This window comes from Streptomyces sp. NPDC089799, assembly GCF_040684755.1.
Classification (GTDB): domain Bacteria; phylum Actinomycetota; class Actinomycetes; order Streptomycetales; family Streptomycetaceae; genus Streptomyces.
Window position 1 is genome coordinate 58,432 of the sequence record NZ_JBFBGR010000015.1, and the last position, 20,087, is coordinate 78,518.

Sequence of the window (20,087 nt, forward strand, 5' to 3'; positions counted from 1 at the left end):
TCCCGCAGGGCCCCGGAGTCCGCAGAGCCGGCGCGTCCCGCAGCGACGCCGCTACGACGCCCCGCTCCCGGAGGACGCGCTCGCCGAGGAAGACTGCGCGCCCGCGGTCACACTCGCCGAGGACGTGCTCGACGGCGACCCCGTCGGAGACGAAGACGGCGAGGAAGTCGGCGTCCCCGACGCCGGCGGCTCCGAAGTCGGCGTCGTCGGCGGCTTGGTGGCCGACGAAGACACCGGCGGCGAAGTCGGCGGCTTCACCGGCGGCGTCCGCGTCCCGCTCACACTCGCCGAAGGCGACGCCGACACCGACTGGCTCACCCCCGGCGACGGGCTCGACGTGGCGCTCGCGGACGAGGACGCGCTCCCCGACGCAGACGGCCGGCCGCTGTCCTCCGCCTCCTCCGAAGGCTCCGGCGCAGGATCGTTCCAGCTGTTCTTGGGGTCGACCGAGGTCGCCGTCCCGGACTTCGGCTGCACGCCCGGTTCGGTGCCGTCGCCCGAGGTCAGGACCAGGCTGATGCCCGTCCCCAGCAGGGCCACCACCAGGACGGCCGCGCCGGCCAGCACCACCGGGTCCCGGCGGTTCTGCTTCGGCCGCGGACCCTTCGGCGCCGGGCCGAGGTGTACGTCGTCCTCGAACGCCGCGGCCTGCGTGGTCGGCACCGTGGCGGAACCATGAGTCCCCGGCCCCCCGGAAGCACCCGGCAGCCCCACTCCGGGGCCGTAGGGCGCAACCGGCCCCGCCCCCGGCCCGGCCACCCGCGTCACGAGCTGCGTGGCCGCCTCCGAACCACCCGCGCCGGCCCCGGCCGCCGCAGCGGCGGCGACGGCAGCGGCAGCGGCGGGAGCTCCGGCAGCTGCGGCCGCGGCCGCAGCGGGCCGTACGGGCGCCGTGGGCGCACCCGCGGGCCGCACTCCGGGCACCGCCCCGGAAGACCCCGCCCGGCCGGGCAGGAACGCCGAAGCGGCCGAGGACGCCGAAGCGGGCAGGACCGGCGGACCGGCCGGGGCAGCCGGAGCGGGCAGCGCCGGCGGAGCAGCCGACGACGCCGGAGCGGACAAGCCCGCAGGGCCGCCCTCGGCGCCACCCGCCGCGCCACGGGGCAGCGCCGGCGCACCCGCGCCCGCACCCGCGCCCGCACCCGCACCCGCACCCGCACCCGCAGCACCCTGCGGCGCCTCCAGCCGCAGCGGCGGCGAGGCCACCGCCCGTCCGGCCGCCTCGGCCCGCTCCTGGTCCGCGACCAGCGCCAGCGCCCGCCGGCCGGCCACGGTGCCGCGCTTGTCCGCCAGCGCGCCCCTCAGCCCGATCGACGCCTCCAGTTCCGCCCGGGCCCGGTCCAGCCGGCCCCCGCACAGCGCGAGCACGCCCAACTCGTGGTGGAAGTAAGCCTGTTCCGCGACCTCCCCGGCCGTCCGCGCGGACTCCGCACCGGCCCGCAGCACCCGCTCCCAGGCGCCCCACTGCAGCGAAGCCGCGAAGGCGGGTGCGGCGCTGCGCGCCAGCATCACGCCCGCGACCACGTCGGCGCCGCCCAGTGCCGCCAGCACCGCGTCCGTCTCCGCCGCCACCCGTTCCGGGGTCACCGAGGCGTGCCCGGTCCACCAGGCGTAGTGCCGGGCCGCCGTACGCGCCTCCTCCGTCGGCTCCCAGCCCTCCTCGGCCAGCTGGCGCGCCACTCCGGCCGCCAGCCGGTACCGGGATCCGGCGGGGGTCAGCAGGCCGCAGGCCAGGAGTTCGCCGACGGCGAGGTCCGCGTGCGTGTCCCCGACCAGGGCCGGCAGGTGCGCGTGGTGCGGCATCTCGCCGCCCAGCGCGCAGGCGAAGCGGAGGGCGGCCTTCGCGGCCTCGCCGGCCCGGGCGGCCAGCAGCGCGGCGGGCGCGGCGGCTTCCGCCAGGGTCGGCAGCGGAACCGGTGCCGCATCGCGCGGACGCTCCTCGAAGACGCCCGGCTCCTCGCCGTCCTCGTCCTCCGGGCCCGCGGCCCGCCGGTTGAGTCCGTCGCACTGCCGCAGCAGCGCCGCCGCCTGGACGAAGCGCAGCGGCAGCCCCTCCGAGGCGAACCACAGGTCTCCGGCCCAGCCGCTCTCGTTCTCGGTCAGGGCGCGTCCGAGCGCCGCCTCCAGGAGTTCCGCGGAGCCGTCCCGGGTGAGCCCGCCGAGGGCGACCTCGTCCAGGTGGGCGTCCTCGGGGAGGGCGGGGCTGTCGGGGGTGGCGGCCAGAAGATAGGCGCATTCCGGGGTGGCGCGCAGGAGTTCGTCGAGGGCCGGGCCGCCCGGCTCCAGGTCGTCGACGAGCACGATCGCGCCGATCTCCCGGACTCCGGCGAGGAGTTCGTCCCGGTCGGGCCGCCGCAGGTCCGCTTCGTACACGGTGGTGTAGAGGACGTGCAGCAGCTCGGTCGCGGTGTGGCGGTGCCCGGAGAGCCGTACGACCCCGTCCGGGGCCAGTCCGGCGCAGTCCTCGGCGACCGCGTCGAGCAGGGCGCTGCGGCCGGATCCGGAGGCGCCCGTCAGCCGCACGGAACGGCCGCGCCCGAGCAGCCGTACGAGCCGCTCCCGCTCCTCCTCGCGCTCCAGCAGCGGAAGGGCGGGCAGGCCGGGTCCGGGCGGTACGGCGGGCAGTGCGGCGGCGGCGAGGGAGGTGCGGGCAGAGGCGCTCCGGCGGGCGGGGCGGCCGGTGTCCGCGGCGGCGTTCACGCCGGGGCGGAGCGGCTCGATCTCGCTGCCGTCCACGGGGTTGACGGTCAGGGCGAGTGCACCGGCCGTCAGCCGGACGACCCGGGCCGGGGCGATCGCGGATCCCGCCGTGCTGCCTGCCGGGGCTCCTGCCGGAACACCCGGTTCCGGGCCTGTGTGTCCCTGTGTGCGGTCCATGACCCTGTCCCCCGATCCCATTGTGCGGGCCCAAACCTAAACGGTGGCCGGGGCAGCCGGAACCGCAGGGGGGCCATCACCACCGGACCGTTACGTTTCGCCCGGTCTGCGCTCACACGAACAGGAAGAAAAGGGGCCGCGCGCCCTCGGGAGGGGCTGATCCCCCACCGGAACCACACCGGAATTCACACCGGATCTCACACCCGGGGCAGGGACTCCGCCTCCAGGCCGCCCTCGATCGCAAGGATCCGGTGGAGCCGGGTCGCCACCAGCAGACGCTGCATCTGCGGCGGGACACCGCGCAGCACCAGCCGTCGCCCGGTCCGGCCGGCCCGCCGGTGCGCGCCCATGATCACGCCGAGGCCGGTCGCGTCCCAGGAGTCGAGCGCGGTGAGGTCGAGGACGAGGTCACCCGCACCGTCGTCGAGGGCGGTGTGGAGGACCGAACGGGCGTCCGCCGCGCTGCGCACGTCGAGGCGGCCCCCGACAGCGAGTTCGGCGTGGTCGCCCCTGATGTGCATATGTGCTCCCCGGCAGGACTGCGTAGGCGTGCAACTCTCACTGCAACTGACTGCCGCACGGGCAGGGAAGTTGCCGACCGTGAGCGAACCGATACCTAATTCACCCGTGGGGGTGAGAAAGGTATCGGCCGCTATCGACAGGTTCCAACTGGTTTACGGGTGCGCGGTGAGCGCTCAGTGCTTGTAGAAGCCCTGCCCGCTCTTGCGGCCGATGTCGCCCGCGTCGACCATGCGGCGCATGAGCTCCGGCGGTGCGAACTTCTCGTCCTGGGACTCGGTGTAGATGTTGCTGGTGGCGTGGAGCAGGATGTCCACGCCCGTCAGGTCGGCGGTGGCAAGGGGACCCATCGCGTGCCCGAAGCCCAGCTTGCACGCGATGTCGATGTCCTCGGCGGACGCCACGCCCGATTCGTACAGCTTCGCCGCCTCCACCACCAGGGCGGAGATCAGACGGGTCGTCACGAAGCCGGCGACGTCGCGGTTGACGACGATGCAGGTCTTGCCGACGGACTCGGCGAAGGAGCGGGCGGTGGCGAGGGTCTCGTCACTCGTCTTGTAGCCGCGGACCAGCTCGCAGAGCTGCATCATCGGGACCGGCGAGAAGAAGTGCGTGCCGACGACCCGCTCCGGGCGCTCCGTCACCGCCGCGATCTTGGTGATCGGGATGGCGGAGGTGTTGGAGGCGAGGACGGCGTCGTCGCGGACCAGCTTGTCGAGGGTGCGGAAGATGTCGTGCTTGACCTCAAGCTTCTCGAAGACGGCCTCGACGACGATGTCGGCGTCGGCGACGGCCTCCAGCTCGGTGGTCGTGGTGATCCGGCCGAGCGCCGCCGCGGCGTCCTCGGCGGAGAGCTTGCCCTTGGCCACGAACCGGTCGTACGACGACTTGATGCCGTCGGTGCCGCGGGTCAGGGCGGCGTCGGTGACATCGCGCAGTACGACGTCCCAGCCCGCCTGCGCGGACACCTGAGCGATCCCCGAACCCATCAAGCCGGCACCGATGACGGCGAGCTTCCCAGCCACTGCACACCCCTGGTTTGTCGTAGGTCTCCGGCGGAGAGTAGCGCCCGCGGGCGGCCGTGTGACCGGGAAGTAACACGCGTCACGTCTCAGATGACGGACATCACACCGGTCCGGCCCAGCACCCCGCCCGCGCCCGGGACTTCGCTCCGCGGGCCCGCCCGGCCAGGGCATACGCTGACGGCATGGTGAACCTCACGCGCATCTACACCCGTACCGGCGACAAGGGCACGACCGCGCTCGGCGACATGAGCCGGACGGCCAAGACGGACCTGCGGATCTCCGCGTACGCCGACGCCAACGAGGCCAACGCGGCGATCGGTGCGGCCATCGCGCTCGGTGCGCTGCCCGAGGAGCTCGTGAAGGTGCTGGTCCGGATCCAGAACGACCTGTTCGACGTGGGCGCGGACCTGTGCACCCCGGTGGTGGAGGACCCGGAGTACCCGCCGCTGCGGGTGGAGCAGTCCTACGTCGACAAGCTGGAGGCGGACTGCGACCGCTTCAACGAACAGCTGGAGAAGCTGCGGAGCTTCATCCTGCCCGGCGGCACCCCGGGCGCGGCCCTGCTGCACCAGGCGTGCACGGTGGTGCGCCGCGCCGAACGCTCCACCTGGGCGGCGCTGGAGGTGCACGGCGAGACGATGAACCCGCTCGCCGCGACCTACCTCAACCGCCTCTCCGACCTCCTGTTCATCCTGGCCCGCACGGCCAACAAGGAGGTCGGCGACGTCCTCTGGGTCCCGGGCGGCGACCGCTGACGGGCCGGCCGGGGACACTCATCGGCGGCTCTTGGTGAACAGCGCGTCCACAGGGTCGGCCGGGGCGGTCCGGGGGGCCTTTTTCGGCCAGATCGTGTAGCCGACGGCGATCAGTGCGTGGATGCCCGCGATGCGGAGGGCGACGAACTGCCAGGACTCCAGCGAGCCGGTGTCGCCGTCGTCGCCGACGTACAGGATCGCGCCCTGGAGCAGGGCGAGTGTGACCGCGGCGGCGACCAGCGTGCGCAGCCACAGCTTCCACTCGTGGACGGCCCGGGCCTTGCCGTACCCGGCGCCGGGCGGCTTCGGCCCGCCGGCGAGGCGGTGCGCGGCGTGCGCATCCAGCCAGGTGATCGTGTAGTGCCCGAAGGCCACGGTGTAGCCGATGTAGAGGGCGGCCAGACCGTGCTTCCAGTCGGGTGCGGCTCCGTTCTTCAGGTCCACGGCGGTGACGGCCAGCAGCACGAGTTCGAGCAGGGGTTCCACCAGCAGGACAGCCGCGCCCAGCCGGGGCTTCTTCGCGAGGTAGCGCAGGGCGAGCCCGGCGGCCAGCAGCAGCCAGAAGCCGACCTCGCAGGCGATGATCAGCGCGACGATCACAGCGGTGTCTCCGTTCGGATCGGTGGGACGGGCGCCCGGTGGGGCACTCCTGAAAGGTTCTCGCCGCGGCGGGCCGGATGCGTCGTCTGCGGAGACGACCTCCGACTGCATCCTTCGATGTACTGCGGACTCACCTCCCGCGCCGACGTCCTGGCCGCCCGCGCCGTGTTGGATGGTCCCGTGAGACTTCCGCCGTTCCGTCCCCATCCCCATGACGTCCTGATCGCCGCGATCAGCGTGGTCGCCGGCCTGGCGCTGTGGTCGCTCGGGCTGTACACCACGGGGTTCCGGGACCTGCTGCCCGCGTGGGTGGCCCTGGTGCCGATGGCGGTGCTGGGCGTGCTGGAACTGGTCCGGCGGACCGCCACGCGGACCGCGGTGTTCGTCGGCACCCTCGCGGTGATCGCGGACCAGATCACCGTGGGGAACCTGGCCTCCGTCTTCATGTTCACGGACCTCGTCTACGCGGCCGTGGTCTACGGGCATCCCGCGATGGCCCGCAGGCTGCCGGTGTCCACCGGGCTGGTCACCGTCGCGGTCACCCTGCTCGCGGTGGCCTGGCTGCGCACCCCGGACGCGATCCTGATCGGCGTGGTGACCGGCATCGTGTCCTTCGGCCCGGCCCTGACCGGGGCCTCGGTCCGCAATCACCGCGAGGCGGCGGAGGCGGCCCGGCTGCGGGCCGAGCAGACCGCCCTGCTGGCCGAAATGGACCGCAAGGCGGCGATCGTGGCCGAGCGCGCCCGGATGGCCCGGGAGCTGCACGACATGGTGGCCAACCACCTGTCCGCCATCGCCATCCACTCCACCGCCGCCCTGTCCATCGACGAACCCGGCACCAGCCGGGAGGCCCTGGGCGTCATCCGGGAGAACAGCGTGCAGGGGCTGTCGGAGATGCGGCGGCTGATCGGGCTGCTGCGGGAGGCGGGGGCGGAGCAGGAGCCGGTGGCGGTGCCGTCCCTGGACGGGCTGGAGGCGCTGCTGGCACAGGCCGCCTCGACCGGTTCGGCGAGCGGGCTGGACTTCGTACTGGAGGACGGCCGGCCGCCCGGCGGGAACCCGCTGCCGGCGCCGGTGGAGCTGGCCGCGTACCGGATCGTGCAGGAGTCCCTGACGAACGCCCTCAAGCACGCGGTGCCCGGCACGGTCCGGGTCCGGGTGGACCGGTCCGACGGGCTGCTGACCGTACGGGTGGACAGCCCGTACGGGGACCGGACGGGCCCGCGGGCACCGGGGTCGGGGGCCGGCCTGGTCGGCATGCGGGAGCGGACGGAGCTGCTGGGCGGGGAGTTCGAGGCGGGCGGTCGGGGCCCGGTGTGGCGGGTGCGGGCGGTCCTGCCCGCCGAGGAGAAGGCGGTGGAGGCGTGACGATCAGGGTGCTGGTGGCCGAGGACCAGTCGGCGGTACGGGCCGGGCTGGTGCTGATCCTGCGCAGCGCGGGCGACATCGAGGTCGTGGGCGAGGCGGCGGACGGCGAGGAGGCGGTCCGGCTGGCCCGGGAGCTGCGGCCGGACCTGGTCCTGATGGACGTGCAGATGCCGAGGCTGGACGGGGTCGCCGCCACGGCGCAGGTGGTGGCGGAGGGGCTGGCCGACGTACTGGTGCTGACCACCTTCGACCTCGACGAGTACGTGTTCGGGGCGCTGCGCGCGGGCGCGGCGGGCTTCCTGCTGAAGAACGCGGACGCCCGGGAGCTGATCGAGGCGGTCCGTACGGTCGCCCGCGGGGAGGGCCTGATCGCCCCGGCGGTGACCCGGCGGCTGATCGCGGAGTTCGCGGCACCGCGCGCCGGGCGCCCGGCCTCCGGCCCGGTGTCCGGCCCGGCCGGCCCGCGGCGGGCCGCGGCCGTGGAGGGGCTGACCCGGCGGGAGCGGGAGGTCCTCTCCTGTCTGGGCGAGGGCCTGTCGAACGCGGAGATCGCGGTGCGGCTGGAGATGGCGGAGGCCACGGTGAAGACCCACGTCAGCCGTCTCCTGGGGAAGCTGGAACTCAAGAGCCGGGTCCAAGCGGCCGTGCTGGCACAGGAGTTGGGGATCCGCTGAGCCAACCCCAGGTTGGTCCAGACCTCTTGACGGTTGGTACAGACCTTTCTACGCTCACGCCCATACTGCGGTGAGCGCGCCATGACAAACATGCCCCCCGGCGCGCTCACGGGCGGCGCAGGTCCCACCCCCAAGCCGCCGCCGGACTCCGGCGGCGGCGGACCTACGGAGGAGCACCCTTGAGCGCAGCATCCCCCCCACGCACCCGCACCCGACTCCTGTCCCGGGTGGCGGCGACCGTCGCCGCCTTCGCCCTGCCCGTCGCAGGACTCGTCGCCCTGGCCTCCCCCGCCCAGGCCGCGACCTCCGCGACCGCCACGTACACCAAGGTCTCCGACTGGGGCTCCGGGTTCGAGGGCAAGTGGACGATCAAGAACACCGGCACCACCACCCTGAACAGCTGGACCGTCGAGTGGGACTATCCCGCCGGCACCCGGGTGACCTCGGCCTGGGACGCCACCGTCACCTCCTCCGGCACCCACTGGACCGGCAAGAACGTCGGCTGGAACGGCACCCTCTCCCCCGGCGCCAGCATCAGCTTCGGCTTCAACGGCTCCGGCCCCGGCGCCCCCGCCGGCTGCACGATCAACGGCGCCTCCTGCGACGGCGGCAGCCAGCCCGGTGACGCTCCCCCCTCCGCCCCCGGCACCCCCACCGCGACCGCCGTCACCGAGACCTCGCTGACCCTGAACTGGGCCGCCGCCACCGACGACAAGGGCGTCAAGGACTACGACGTCTACCGCAACGGCACCAAGGTCGCCACCGTCACCGGCACCTCCCGCGCCGAGACCGGACTGACCAAGGGCACCACGTACGGCTACCACGTCGTCGCCCGGGACACCGCCGGCCAGACCGGCCCCGCCTCCGGCACCCTGTCCGTCACCACCCCCGGCGGCACCGTCGACCCGCCCCTCCCCGGCGGCCCGGTCAAGCTCGGCTACTTCACCAACTGGGGCGTCTACGGACGCAACTACCACGTGAAGAACCTGGTCACCTCGGGTACGGCGAGCAAGATCACGCACATCAACTACGCCTTCGGCAACGTCCAGAACGGACAGTGCACCATCGGTGACTCCTACGCCGACTACGACAAGGCCTACACCGCCGACCAGAGCGTCGACGGTGTCGCCGACACCTGGGACCAGAGCCTGCGCGGCAACTTCAACCAGCTCCGCAAGCTGAAGAAGCAGTACCCGAACCTCAAGGTGCTGTGGTCCTTCGGCGGCTGGACCTGGTCCGGCGGCTTCGGCCAGGCCGCCGCCAACCCGGCCGCCTTCGCCAACTCCTGCTACAACCTGGTCGAGGACCCGCGCTGGGCCGACGTCTTCGACGGCATCGACATCGACTGGGAGTATCCCAACGCCTGCGGCCTGTCCTGCGACACCAGCGGCGCCGCGGCCTTCAAGAACCTGATGTCCGCGCTCCGAGCCAAGTTCGGTACGAACAACCTGGTCACCGCCGCCATCAGCGCCGACGGCTCCAACGGCGGCAAGCTGGACCTGGCCGACTACGCCGGCGCCGCCCCGTACGCCGACTTCTACAACGTCATGACCTACGACTTCTTCGGCGCCTGGGACGCCAAGGGCCCGACCGCCCCGCACTCGCCCCTGACCTCGTACAACGGCATCCCCGTGCAGGGCTTCAACTCCGAGGCCGCGATCACCAAGCTCAAGGGCAAGGGCATCCCCGGCTCCAAGCTCAACCTCGGCGTCGGCTTCTACGGCCGCGGCTGGACGGGCGTCACCCAGGACGCGCCCGGAGGCACCGCCACCGGCCCGGCCACCGGCACGTACGAGCAGGGCATCGAGGACTACAAGGTGCTCAAGAGCAGCTGCCCGGCCACCGGCACCGTCGCCGGCACCGCCTACGCCAAGTGCGGCGGCAACTGGTGGAGCTACGACACCCCCGCCACCATCGCCGGAAAGATGAGCTGGGCCAGGCAGCAGGGGCTGCGCGGAGCCTTCTACTGGGAATTCAGCGGCGACACCGCGGGCGGTGAGCTCGCCAACGCCGTCCACACCGGACTGCAATAGGCAGACCCAGACTGCAGCGACCCGCTGCAGACAGACCGAAGCCGGGATGACGGTTCGCCCCCGTCATCCCGGCTTCTTCACGTCTTGTAAGTCCTGAAAGTCCTGAAAGTCCTGAGGAAGATCCCTCAGGCGACATTCACCCTCTGTCCGGGCGGCGCCGCCTCCAGCCAGGCCAGGAAACCGGTCAGCGCGTCCTCGCTCATCGCCAGCTCCAGGCGGGTCCCCTGATGGCGACAGCCGAGCACGACCGCGTCGGACAGCAGGGCCAGCTCCTCCTCGCCCTCCGGGGCACGGCGGGCCAGCACCTCGATGGAGTCCCGCTCCAGCAGCCGGCGCGGCTTCGGTGAATAGCTGAACACTCGGAACCACTCGATGCGGTCACCGCTGTACCGGGCGACTCCGTACACCCAGCCCTTGCCGGACACGTCCGGCTCCTCCGCGACACCCCAGCGGAGGGAACAGTCGAAGGTGCCGCCGGATCGCTGGATCAGCCTCCGGCGCAGCCCGAAAACGAAGAGCCCGATCACCACCAGGGCTACGACCAGGCCGCTCACAAGCAGAGCGAGGAGCATCTTCACCGACCTCCTCGCTCATTCGAACTCGACGATTGCCCCACCGGACAGTGTCCGGTAAAGCAGCTGCATCGCCTCAGCCGCGACCCGCTCCGGAAAGTTCCGGTCGGGCCGCGGCTGAGGTTTCACACTCTTCGGTACGGGACTCAGTGCCCCGCGACCGCGCGCAGCCGGACATCGGCGCGCCGTTCGGCGGCCGCATCGGCCTCCGACTTGGCGCGCTCCAGTGCCCGCTCCGCCCGCTGGACGTCGATCTCGTCCGCGAGCTCGGCGATCTCGGCCAGCAGGGACAGCTTGTTGTCCGCGAACGAGATGAATCCGCCGTGCACCGCGGAGACGACGGTGTCGCCCCCTGCGGTACGGATGGTCACCGGGCCCGATTCCAGCACGCCGAGAAGCGGCTGGTGACCGGGCATGACGCCGATGTCGCCGGACGTGGTGCGGGCGACGACCAGGGTGGCCGCGCCGGACCAGACACTCCGGTCCGCTGCGACCAGCTCGACGTGCAGCTCAGCAGCCAAGGTGGCTCCTCGGGTCACCACCCGGCAGGTCTGCCGGGTGTTGGGTCAAATTCTAATGGGCGTGGGGAGAGGGACGGGACATGCCCGCCCCTCTCCGGTGATCCTTGGCGATCCTTTGGGAAGGACCGACCCGGATCAGGAGACGCCCAGCTCCTTGGCGTTGGCCTTCAGGTCCTCGATGCCACCGCACATGAAGAACGCCTGCTCGGGGAAGTGGTCGTAGTCACCGTCGCAGATCGCGTTGAACGCGGCGATGGACTCGTCGAGCGGGACGTCCGAACCGTCGACGCCGGTGAACTGCTTGGCGACGTGCGTGTTCTGGGACAGGAAGCGCTCGACACGACGGGCACGGTGGACAACGAGCTTGTCCTCCTCGCCCAGCTCGTCGATACCGAGGATCGCGATGATGTCCTGGAGGTCCTTGTACTTCTGAAGGATTCCCTTGACGCGCATCGCGGCCGAGTAGTGGTCCGCGGCGATGTACCGCGGGTCCAGGATCCGGGACGTGGAGTCCAGCGGGTCCACGGCCGGGTAGATGCCCTTCTCGGAGATCGGACGGGAGAGAACCGTCGTCGCGTCGAGGTGGGCGAAGGTGGTCGCCGGCGCCGGGTCGGTGAGGTCGTCGGCGGGGACGTAGATCGCCTGCATGGAGGTGATCGAGTGACCACGGGTCGAGGTGATGCGCTCCTGGAGGAGACCCATCTCGTCGGCCAGGTTCGGCTGGTAACCCACCGCGGAGGGCATACGGCCGAGCAGGGTCGACACCTCGGAACCGGCCTGGGTGTACCGGAAGATGTTGTCGATGAAGAAGAGCACGTCCTGCTTCTGCACATCGCGGAAGTACTCCGCCATGGTCAGACCGGCCAGGGCGACGCGCAGACGGGTGCCCGGGGGCTCGTCCATCTGGCCGAAGACCAGCGCGGTCTTGTCCAGAACGCCGGAGTCCGACATCTCCTCGATGAGGTCGTTGCCCTCACGGGTACGCTCACCGACACCCGCGAACACCGACACACCGTCGTGGTTGTTGGCGACGCGGTAGATCATTTCCTGGATCAGAACGGTCTTGCCGACACCGGCACCACCGAACAGACCGATCTTTCCACCCTTGACGTACGGGGTGAGGAGGTCGATGACCTTGACGCCGGTCTCGAACATCTCGGTCTTCGACTCGAGCTCGTCGAAGTTCGGGGCCTTGCGGTGGATCGCCCAGCGCTCGGTCACCTCGGAGTTGGCCTCCGGGTAGTTGAGCACCTCACCCAGGGTGTTGAACACCTTGCCCTTGGTGAAGTCGCCGACCGGGACGGTGATGCCCGCGCCCGTGTCGGTCACCGTGGCCTGGCGGACCAGACCGTCGGTGGGCTGCATGGAGATGGTGCGGACCATGCCGTCACCGAGGTGCTGCGCGACCTCGAGGGTCAGCGTCTTGAGCTTGCCCTCCTCGGCCGGGTCGGCGACCTGAACGGTCAGCGCGTTGTAGATCTCGGGCATCGCGTCGACGGGGAACTCCACGTCGACGACCGGGCCGATGACCCGGGCGACGCGGCCCGTGGCAGCAGCCGTCTCAATAGAGGTCGTCATTACTTGTCACTCCCCGCGGTCGCGTCGGCCAGGGCGCTGGCGCCACCGACGATCTCGCTGATTTCCTGGGTGATTTCGGCCTGGCGGGCCGCGTTGGCAAGCCGGGAGAGGCTCTTGATGAGCTCACCGGCGTTGTCGGTGGCCGACTTCATCGCACGCCGGCGGGCGGCGTGCTCGGAGGCGGCCGCCTGCAGCAGCGCGTTGTAGATCCGGCTCTCGACGTAGCGCGGCAGCAGGGCGTCGAGGACGTCCTCAGCCGACGGCTCGAAGTCGAACAGGGGACGGATCTCGCCCTTCGCGGCGTCAGCCTCGGAGGTCTCCGAGAGGCTGAGCGGCAGCATCCGCTTGTCCACCGCGTTCTGCGTCATCATCGACACGAATTCCGTGTAGACGATGTGCAGCTCGTCGACACCGCCGTCGGCCGTCTCCAGGGAGACCGCCTCGATCAGCGGGGCCGCCACCTTCTTGGCGTCCGCGTAGGTCGGGCTGTCGGTGAAGCCGGTCCAGCTGTCCGTGACCTTGCGCTCACGGAAGCCGTAGTAGGCGACACCCTTGCGGCCGACGATGTAGCTGTCGACCTCCTTGCCCTCGCCGCGCAGCCGCTCGATGAGCCGCTCCGCCGCCTTGATGGCGTTGGTGGAGTAGCCGCCGGCCAGACCGCGGTCGCTCGTGACGAGCAGGACCGCGGCGCGGGCCGGGGCGTCAGCCTCGGTCGTCAGCGGGTGCTTGGTGGTGGAACCGGTCGCCACCGCGGTCACCGCACGGGTGAGCTCGGTCGCGTACGGCGTGGAGGCCGCCACCTGGCGCTGCGCCTTGACGATGCGCGAGGCGGCGATCATCTCCATCGCCTTGGTGATCTTCTTGGTCGCGGTGACGGATCGGATGCGACGCTTGTAGACCCGGAGCTGGGCTCCCATGAGTCAGGTCCCTTCCGTCGTCACTTGGAGACGTTGACGGCCGGAGCGTCCTCGCCCAGGAGCTTGCCGTCCGAGGTCTCGAACTGCTTCTTGAAGTCGGCGATCGCGTCCGCGACGGACTGCAGGGTGTCGTCCGACATCTTGCCGCCCTCACGGATGGAGGTCAGGAGGTCCTTGCGGTTCAGGCGCAGGCTCTCCAGCAGCTCCGACTCGAAGCGGCGGATGTCGACGACCGGGACGTCGTCCATCTTGCCGGTGGTGCCGGCCCAGACGGAGACGACCTGCTCCTCGACGGGCATCGGCTGGTACTGGCCCTGCTTGAGCAGCTCGACCATGCGCTTGCCGCGCTCCAGGGAGTTCTTCGACGCGGCGTCCAGGTCGGAACCGAAGGCGGCGAACGCCTCCAGCTCGCGGTACTGGGCGAGGTCCACGCGGAGACGGCCGGAAACCTGCTTCATCGCCTTGTGCTGGGCGGAGCCACCGACGCGGGAGACCGAGATACCGACGTTCAGGGCCGGACGCTGGCCGGCGTTGAACAGGTCGGACTCCAGGAAGCACTGGCCGTCGGTGATGGAGATGACGTTGGTCGGGATGAACGCCGAGACGTCGTTGGCCTTGGTCTCGACGATCGGCAGACCGGTCATCGAACCGGCACCCATCTCGTCGGACAGCTTGGCGCAGCGCTCCAGCAGACGCGAGTGCAGGTAGAAGACGTCACCCGGGTACGCCTCACGGCCCGGCGGGCGGCGCAGCAGCAGCGACACGGCGCGGTAGGCGTCGGCCTGCTTCGACAGGTCGTCGAAGATGATCAGGACGTGCTTGCCCTGGTACATCCAGTGCTGGCCGATGGCGGAACCGGTGTACGGCGCCAGGTACTTGAAGCCGGCCGGGTCGGACGCCGGGGCGGCGACGATGGTGGTGTACTCCAGCGCGCCGGCGTCCTCGAGGGCACCGCGCACGGAGGCGATGGTGGAGCCCTTCTGGCCGATGGCGACGTAGATGCAGCGGACCTGCTTGTTCACGTCGCCCGAGCGCCAGTTGTCGCGCTGGTTGATGATGGTGTCGACGGCCAGAGCGGTCTTGCCGGTCTGACGGTCGCCGATGATCAGCTGACGCTGGCCGCGGCCGATCGGCACCATGGCGTCGACGGCCTTGTAGCCGGTCTGCATGGGCTCGTGGACCGACTTGCGGACCATGACGCCGGGGGCCTGCAGTTCGAGGGCGCGGCGGCCCTCGGTCGCGATCTCGCCGAGGCCGTCGATCGGGTTGCCGAGCGGGTCGACAACGCGGCCGAGGTAGCCCTCACCGACGGCAACGGAGAGAACCTCACCGGTGCGCTGCACCGGCTGGCCCTCCTCGATGCCGCTGAACTCGCCGAGGACGATCGCACCGATCTCGCGCTCCTCGAGGTTGAGGGCGAGACCGAGGGTGCCGTCCTCGAACTTCAGCAGCTCGTTCGCCATGGTCGAGGGCAGGCCCTCCACCTTCGCGATGCCGTCGCCGGCAAGGCTGACCGTACCGACCTCCTCGCGCGAGGCCGCGTCCGGCTTGTACGACTGGACAAAGTTCTCCAGCGCGTCCCGGATCTCCTCCGGCCGGATCGTGAGCTCCGCCATCTGGGTTCCCTGCTCTCCTTGTTGGGCCCGAAGTTTCTTAGGGGTCTGGGGGCGACCCCCAGGAATCTTCTGCAAGTTCTGCACGGCCCAACCGGGCCGTCGACAAATGCTTCTTGAGTTGGTGGCTGGTCAGCCGGCCATACGGCGGGACGCCTCGGCGAGGCGCTCCGCGATGGAGCCGTCGATGACCTCGTCACCGACGCGCACCGTGATCCCGCCGAGGACCTCGGGGTCCACGTCGAGGTTGAGGTGCATCTCGCGGCCGTACAGCTTGGCCAGCACCGCGCCGAGACGCGCCTTCTGCACGTCGCTGAGCGGAACCGCGGTGATCACGTGGGCGACCATGCGGTTGCGGCGCTCGGCGGCGAGCTTGGAAAGGGACTCCAGTCCCGCTTCCAGGCTACGTCCACGCGGCTGGGTGACCAGACGGACGACCAGGCGCTCCGTGGCGGCGTTGGCCTTCCCGCCGAGCAGGCTGCGGAGCAGCTCGCCCTTGGCGGTGCCGGTCGCGGCCTTGTCGGTCAGCGCGGCCCGCAGCTCGGTGTGCGAGGCGAGGATCCGGCCGAACCGGAACAGCTCGTCCTCGACGTCGTCGAGCGTGCCGGCGCGCTGGGCGGCCGTGAGGTCGGCGGTGTTCGCCAGCTCCTCGAGCGAGTCCACCAGGTCGCGCGACTGCGACCAGCGGGACCGGACCATGCCCGTCACCAGGTCGAGGGTCTCCCCGCCGACCTGGGTGCCGAGCAGCCGGTTCGCGAGCTCGGCCTTGGCCTCGCCGGACTGCGCCGGGTCGGTCAGGACCCGACGCAGCGAGACCTCGCGGTCGAGCAGCGCGGTGACGGCAGCCAGCTCGCCGGCGAGCTTCGCCGCGTCGACGGACGTGTTGTCCGTCAGCGCGTCGAGACGCTCGCGCGCGGCGCCCAGCGCCTCGCGGCTCGCTCCGTTCATCGGGCGGCCTCGGCCTTCGCCTCGAGCTCGTCGAGGAACCGGTCGATGGTGCGGCTCTGCCGGGCGTGGTCCTCGAGGGACTCACCGACGAGCTTGCCCGCCAGGTCGGTGGCGAGCTTGCCCACGTCCTGGCGAAGTGCCTGCGAGGCGGCCTTGCGGTCGGCCTCGATCTGGGCGTGACCGGCAGCGATGATCTCCTCACGCTGCCGCTGGCCCTCTGCGCGCAGTTCTTCCTTGAGCGCAGTGCCCTGCTCCAGCGCTTCCTGGCGCAGGCGAGCGGCCTCGTGCCGGGCCTCGGCGAGCTGGGCCTTGTACTGCTCCAGCACGCTCTGGGCCTCGGTCTGAGCGGCTTCCGCCTTCTCGATACCGCCTTCGATGGCCTCGCGACGCTCTTCCAGAACCTTGTTGATGTTCGGGAGGAGCTTCTTGGCGAGGAAGCCGAAGACGATGACGAAGGCGATAAGGCCGATGACCAGCTCAGGGAGCGGCGGGATGAGGGGGTTTTCTGCTTCCTCGGCCGCGAGAACCAGGAGGTTCACATCAGTGCCTTTCGTCTAGTGGGCTGGTTGCGATCCGAAGATCAGGGGCCGTAGACGAACGGCATGACCAGACCGATGAGGGCGAGCGCCTCACAGAAGGCGAAGCCGAGGATCTGGTTGGCGCGGATGATGCCGGCCGCCTCGGGCTGACGGGCAAGAGCCTGGGTGCCGTTACCGAAGATGATGCCGACGCCGACGCCCGGGCCGATGGCCGCGAGACCGTAACCGATGGAGCCGAGGGAGCCGGTGACTGCGGCAAGGGTCTGGGACATGCCAGTTCTTCCTTCTCTTTCACGGACCGGTGGGGGTTGGCCACCGGACGAATGGGGGCTTGGGGAGGGCGATCAGACGATCAGTGGTGCTCGGCGACCGCGCCCTGGATGAAGCTGCAGGCCAGGAGGACGAAGACGTACGCCTGGACAGCCTGGATGAAGAGCTCGAAGGCGGTCATCACGAGCACCATGACGAACGAGACACCCGCGTAGGCGATGCCGATTCCGTTCAGCAGGTACCAGCTGGCGATGGTGAACAGCAGCAGCAGGGTGTGACCGGCGAACATGTTCGCGAACAGTCGGACCGCGTGGGTGAACGGGCGGACCAGGACGTTCGAGAAGAACTCGATGACCATGACCATCGGCAGGACCGCGCCGAGCGACTTGTCGTAGCCCGTGATGTTCTTGAAGCCACCGACGAAGCCGTGACGCTTGAAGGTCAGCGGCAGCCAGATGAAGTAGACGATCGCGGCGAGCGCAGCCGGGTAGGCGATGATCGCCGTCACCGGGAACTGCGCCAGCGGGACGATCGACCAGAGGTTCATCATCCAGACGAAGAAGAACAGCGCCACCATGAAGGGGACGTACTTCTCGCCTTCCTTCTTGCCCAGGGTCTCGTAGACGATCCCGCGGCGGACGAAGTCGTAGCCGGCCTCGGCGACCATCTGCAGCTTGCCCGGAACGACCTTCGGCTTGCGGAAGGCGGCCCAGAAGAAGCCCAGGATCACGACGGTGCCCAGAAGGGCCAGCAGCATCGTCTTGTTGAAATAGCCGAAGGTGCTGTCTGCGTCACCGAAGATCGGCTCGAAGAGGAACGAGTGCAGGCCCGGAGCCGGGAAGCCACATCCGTCGAAGATGTGACAGTCGGTCTCGAAGGCGAGAACCTGCGTCGGGTCAGCACTCACCGCGGGCTCCTTCAGCGTGGCGCATAGGTACGGCAACCTCGTTGTGTCGGCGCGGCGCATGGCCGCGGTTCGGCACTGGACTGGTGTTACGGATGGAGGGGCGGCGGGCAGGCAGTGAGCCTCGCGATGGAACAGGCGTCAGCTCAGATGCCCGCGCCCGTTGTGCCGCACTCGGCACCGGACGATAGCAGGATCTCGAACGCGCACTTATCCCGGCCCTACCCTTCACGACTCCGGCCCCGATTTTTCGGGCTTCCCGGCCTTGGCCGAGTCCGGTTCGACGTAAAGGATCTTGGCCTTCATGTGGGCACGCGTCTGCGCGCCGATCCACACCAGGGTGGTGGCGACGAGCGTGATGGCGAAGGCCTTGGGGTTGAACAGGGTGGTGTTCTTGAACGCGGCGACAAAGATGAACAGCAGAAGAATTTGCGCCGTGTACAGCATCAATCCCATCGCCTGGAAGAGATGCGGCAGCGAGCGTGCCGTGCGCTGCAGTACGACGAATCCCATGCCCATGAAGAGGATCACGATCAGGGTCGCGACGACGGCGCCTATGGCTCCCTTGCCACCGGCGACCACACCGCTGATCACGGCGGCGAGAACGCCGACGGCAGCGGTGGGTACGGCGGCTTGCAGCAGGGATCGGACGTCATCAGACCGCATGGCGGGTTGCTCCGCATGTTTCGGGGGGCACGGGACTCGTACGGGACGAGCGTAATCCCGGTCCGAGAGAGAACCTCGGGCCAACGGACCGTCGCACTACGGTCCTTCGGCTCTGTCGCCGGGTCTAGTGAACGGTATCACAAACTATTTGATGAGGTCTTTACCTGGGTGTGTGCTCACTGTCACACATGAGGGTGAGCCTGCACGTGTGTGCGCGACACGCAGCCGTTCTGTCTGATATAGGCCGTTCGGTCCCGGTCCCCCGGGACCGCGTCAGCGCGGTGAACCGGCCTTACGCCGGTCGGGGAAGCGCGAACGGGGGCCCACGGCGGTCGCGCCGTTGACGCCGGACACTCCGCCGACGAGGAGCCCCGCCGGTTCCGGCTCGGCGTCCTGGCCGGCCCCGGGGGCACCCGCCCCCACGGCCTCGCGGGCGGCCTCCTCGGCGTCCCGCTCCGCGTGCCGGTAGCGGGGCGGGACCATGCCCTCGGCCCACTGCGGGGCGCGCGGGGTGAAGCGCGGCAGCAGGAGCAGGAGCAGGCCGACCCCGCTGAGCGCGGCGATCGCCAGCACGATCCACATCGAGGTGGAGTTGACCGAATAGGCCACCGCGCCGAAGGCGATCAGCGCCGACCAGAAGTACATGATCAGGACGGCCCGGCTGTGCGAATGTCCGATTTCCAGCAGCCGGTGGTGCAGGTGCCCGCGGTCCGCGGCGAACGGCGACTGGCCGTTCCAGGTGCGCCGGACGATCGCCAGCACCAGGTCCGCCGCCGGCAGCGCGATGATCGTCAGCGGCATCAGCAGCGGGATGAAGACCGGGAGCATCGCGTGGGTCGCGTTGCGCTCACCGCCGGCCCACAGGGCCATCGCGTCGGGGTCCACCTGGCCGGTGATGGAGATGGCGCCGGCCGCCAGCACCAGGCCGATCAGCATCGAACCGGAGTCGCCCATGAAGATCCGGGCCGGGTGCATGTTGTGCGGCAGGAAGCCCAGGCACATGCCCATCAGGATGGCCGCGAACAGGGTCGCGGGGGCCGCGGCCTCGATGCCGTAGCCGTACCAGATGCGGTACGAGTACATGAAGAACGCCGCGGCCGCGATGCAGACCATGCCCGCCGCCAGGCCGTCCAGGCCGTCGCAGAAGTTCACCGCGTTGATGGTGATGACCACCAGGGCGACGGTGAGCAGATTGCCCTGCCACTGGGTCAGCGAGACCGTCCCGATGAACGGGATCGGCAGCCACAGGATGGTCAGGCCCTGCATGACCATCACGCCCGCCGAGATCATCTGGGCGCCGAGCTTGATCAGCGCGTCGATCTCGAACTTGTCGTCCAGCACGCCGACCAGCCAGATCAGCGCCGCCCCGGAGAGCAGTGCCCGGGGCTCGTTCGACAGCTCGAAGACCCCGTTGAGGTTCTGCAGGTGGTCGGCGACGAGCAGGCCGGCGCAGAGTCCGCCGAACATGGCGATGCCGCCCAGCCGCGGAGTCGGCTCCCGGTGCACGTCGCGGGCGCGGATCTCCGGCATCGCGCCGGCCGCGATCGCGAACTTCCGCACCGGTCCGGTCAGCAGGTAGGTCACCGCGACCGTGACGCAGAGCGTCAGCAGGTATTCACGCACGGGCTGCCCCAGATGTATCGCCGGCCATCTCAGCCCCACACATTAGCCGTGATGTCCCCTGCACCGAGGACGCGAGGGGAGCGCT

At 70.4% G+C, this 20,087-nt stretch carries 19 protein-coding genes; 4 read left to right on the forward strand and 15 right to left on the reverse strand.

Going from position 1 to position 20,087, the window contains the following annotated elements:
• Positions 1 to 51: 51 nt before the first annotated feature.
• From AB0O36_RS18495 to AB0O36_RS18505, 3 genes are all read right to left on the reverse strand, one after another.
• Positions 52 to 2,877 (reverse strand): ATP-binding protein, encoded by a 2,826-nt coding sequence (locus tag AB0O36_RS18495; protein WP_365111157.1) that lies wholly within the window; start codon positions 2,875 to 2,877, stop codon positions 52 to 54.
• Positions 2,878 to 3,074: 197 nt separating this feature from the next.
• Positions 3,075 to 3,398, reverse strand: coding sequence for an STAS domain-containing protein (locus AB0O36_RS18500; protein ID WP_365111160.1), 324 nt, complete (start codon positions 3,396 to 3,398; stop codon positions 3,075 to 3,077).
• A 174-nt stretch (positions 3,399 to 3,572) separates the two neighbouring features.
• Complete coding sequence (locus AB0O36_RS18505; RefSeq protein ID WP_365111162.1) at positions 3,573 to 4,421, reverse strand: 3-hydroxyacyl-CoA dehydrogenase family protein; 849 nt, start codon at positions 4,419 to 4,421, stop codon at positions 3,573 to 3,575.
• A gap of 182 nt (positions 4,422 to 4,603) precedes the next feature.
• Here AB0O36_RS18505 and AB0O36_RS18510 point away from each other — a divergent pair, with 182 nt between their 5' ends.
• Positions 4,604 to 5,176 carry a cob(I)yrinic acid a,c-diamide adenosyltransferase gene (locus AB0O36_RS18510; RefSeq protein ID WP_365111165.1) on the forward strand — a complete coding sequence of 191 codons (573 nt, stop codon included), beginning with the start codon at positions 4,604 to 4,606 and terminating at the stop codon, positions 5,174 to 5,176.
• An 18-nt stretch (positions 5,177 to 5,194) separates the two neighbouring features.
• Here the strand turns inward: AB0O36_RS18510 and AB0O36_RS18515 are convergent, their stop codons facing one another.
• Positions 5,195 to 5,776, reverse strand: coding sequence for a hypothetical protein (locus tag AB0O36_RS18515; protein WP_365111167.1), 582 nt, complete (start codon positions 5,774 to 5,776; stop codon positions 5,195 to 5,197).
• Positions 5,777 to 5,956: 180 nt separating this feature from the next.
• Between AB0O36_RS18515 and AB0O36_RS18520 the strand changes: the two genes are divergently transcribed.
• The 3 genes from AB0O36_RS18520 (at position 5,957) to AB0O36_RS18530 (ending at position 9,851) form a co-directional block, all read left to right on the forward strand.
• The gene (locus tag AB0O36_RS18520; protein WP_365111170.1) at positions 5,957 to 7,144 is read left to right on the forward strand and encodes a histidine kinase; all 1,188 of its coding nucleotides are present in this window, start codon (positions 5,957 to 5,959) and stop codon (positions 7,142 to 7,144) included.
• Positions 7,141 to 7,818, forward strand: a complete 678-nt coding sequence (locus AB0O36_RS18525; protein ID WP_365111173.1) for a response regulator transcription factor — start codon at positions 7,141 to 7,143, stop codon at positions 7,816 to 7,818. The genes AB0O36_RS18520 and AB0O36_RS18525 overlap by 4 nt, the downstream gene beginning before the upstream one ends.
• A 218-nt stretch (positions 7,819 to 8,036) precedes the next feature.
• Positions 8,037 to 9,851, forward strand: coding sequence for a glycoside hydrolase family 18 chitinase (locus AB0O36_RS18530; RefSeq protein ID WP_365111428.1), 1,815 nt, complete (start codon positions 8,037 to 8,039; stop codon positions 9,849 to 9,851).
• A gap of 125 nt (positions 9,852 to 9,976) precedes the next feature.
• Here AB0O36_RS18530 and AB0O36_RS18535 read toward each other — a convergent pair whose 3' ends face one another.
• From AB0O36_RS18535 to AB0O36_RS18585, 11 genes are all read right to left on the reverse strand, one after another.
• On the reverse strand, positions 9,977 to 10,423 hold the full coding sequence (locus AB0O36_RS18535) for a DUF2550 domain-containing protein (RefSeq protein WP_365111176.1): 447 nt from the start codon (positions 10,421 to 10,423) through the stop codon (positions 9,977 to 9,979).
• A 146-nt stretch (positions 10,424 to 10,569) separates the two neighbouring features.
• Positions 10,570 to 10,944, reverse strand: a complete 375-nt coding sequence (locus tag AB0O36_RS18540) for a F0F1 ATP synthase subunit epsilon (protein WP_365111179.1) — start codon at positions 10,942 to 10,944, stop codon at positions 10,570 to 10,572.
• A 135-nt stretch (positions 10,945 to 11,079) separates the two neighbouring features.
• Positions 11,080 to 12,522, reverse strand: coding sequence for a F0F1 ATP synthase subunit beta (gene atpD / locus AB0O36_RS18545; RefSeq protein ID WP_365111182.1), 1,443 nt, complete (start codon positions 12,520 to 12,522; stop codon positions 11,080 to 11,082).
• Entirely contained in the window at positions 12,522 to 13,439 is a 918-nt protein-coding gene (locus AB0O36_RS18550) for a F0F1 ATP synthase subunit gamma (RefSeq protein WP_365111185.1), read from the reverse strand. The genes atpD and AB0O36_RS18550 overlap by 1 nt, the downstream gene beginning before the upstream one ends.
• A 20-nt stretch (positions 13,440 to 13,459) precedes the next feature.
• Positions 13,460 to 15,055, reverse strand: a complete 1,596-nt coding sequence (gene atpA, locus AB0O36_RS18555; protein WP_365111188.1) for a F0F1 ATP synthase subunit alpha — start codon at positions 15,053 to 15,055, stop codon at positions 13,460 to 13,462.
• A 129-nt stretch (positions 15,056 to 15,184) separates the two neighbouring features.
• A complete protein-coding gene (locus AB0O36_RS18560) occupies positions 15,185 to 16,000 on the reverse strand; it encodes a F0F1 ATP synthase subunit delta (RefSeq protein ID WP_365111190.1) in 816 nt (271 codons plus the stop codon).
• Positions 15,997 to 16,539, reverse strand: a complete 543-nt coding sequence (locus AB0O36_RS18565; protein WP_365111193.1) for a F0F1 ATP synthase subunit B — start codon at positions 16,537 to 16,539, stop codon at positions 15,997 to 15,999. Before AB0O36_RS18565 ends, AB0O36_RS18560 begins: the two co-directional genes overlap by 4 nt.
• A 41-nt stretch (positions 16,540 to 16,580) precedes the next feature.
• On the reverse strand, positions 16,581 to 16,811 hold the full coding sequence (locus AB0O36_RS18570) for a F0F1 ATP synthase subunit C (RefSeq protein ID WP_365111196.1): 231 nt from the start codon (positions 16,809 to 16,811) through the stop codon (positions 16,581 to 16,583).
• Between the two features lie 80 nt (positions 16,812 to 16,891).
• On the reverse strand, positions 16,892 to 17,731 hold the full coding sequence (gene atpB, locus AB0O36_RS18575; RefSeq protein ID WP_365111431.1) for a F0F1 ATP synthase subunit A: 840 nt from the start codon (positions 17,729 to 17,731) through the stop codon (positions 16,892 to 16,894).
• Between the two features lie 210 nt (positions 17,732 to 17,941).
• On the reverse strand, positions 17,942 to 18,379 hold the full coding sequence (locus AB0O36_RS18580) for a hypothetical protein (protein WP_365111199.1): 438 nt from the start codon (positions 18,377 to 18,379) through the stop codon (positions 17,942 to 17,944).
• 273 nt (positions 18,380 to 18,652) lie between these two features.
• Positions 18,653 to 20,014 carry an MraY family glycosyltransferase gene (locus tag AB0O36_RS18585; protein ID WP_365111434.1) on the reverse strand — a complete coding sequence of 454 codons (1,362 nt, stop codon included), beginning with the start codon at positions 20,012 to 20,014 and terminating at the stop codon, positions 18,653 to 18,655.
• Positions 20,015 to 20,087: the final 73 nt, after the last annotated feature.

What these genes read in the sequence shown, in the direction of transcription:
- AB0O36_RS18495 (WP_365111157.1), bottom strand. Translation starts at nt 2,877, where the DNA reads ATGGACCGCACACAGGGACACACAGGCCCGGAACCGGGTGTTCCGGCA.
- AB0O36_RS18500 (WP_365111160.1), bottom strand. Translation starts at nt 3,398, where the DNA reads ATGCACATCAGGGGCGACCACGCCGAACTCGCTGTCGGGGGCCGCCTC.
- AB0O36_RS18510 (WP_365111165.1), top strand. Translation starts at nt 4,604, where the DNA reads ATGGTGAACCTCACGCGCATCTACACCCGTACCGGCGACAAGGGCACG.
- AB0O36_RS18535 (WP_365111176.1), bottom strand. Translation starts at nt 10,423, where the DNA reads ATGCTCCTCGCTCTGCTTGTGAGCGGCCTGGTCGTAGCCCTGGTGGTG.
- atpD (WP_365111182.1), bottom strand. Translation starts at nt 12,522, where the DNA reads ATGACGACCTCTATTGAGACGGCTGCTGCCACGGGCCGCGTCGCCCGG.
- AB0O36_RS18550 (WP_365111185.1), bottom strand. Translation starts at nt 13,439, where the DNA reads ATGGGAGCCCAGCTCCGGGTCTACAAGCGTCGCATCCGATCCGTCACC.
- atpA (WP_365111188.1), bottom strand. Translation starts at nt 15,055, where the DNA reads ATGGCGGAGCTCACGATCCGGCCGGAGGAGATCCGGGACGCGCTGGAG.
- AB0O36_RS18560 (WP_365111190.1), bottom strand. Translation starts at nt 16,000, where the DNA reads ATGAACGGAGCGAGCCGCGAGGCGCTGGGCGCCGCGCGCGAGCGTCTC.
- AB0O36_RS18570 (WP_365111196.1), bottom strand. Translation starts at nt 16,811, where the DNA reads ATGTCCCAGACCCTTGCCGCAGTCACCGGCTCCCTCGGCTCCATCGGT.
- AB0O36_RS18580 (WP_365111199.1), bottom strand. Translation starts at nt 18,379, where the DNA reads ATGCGGTCTGATGACGTCCGATCCCTGCTGCAAGCCGCCGTACCCACC.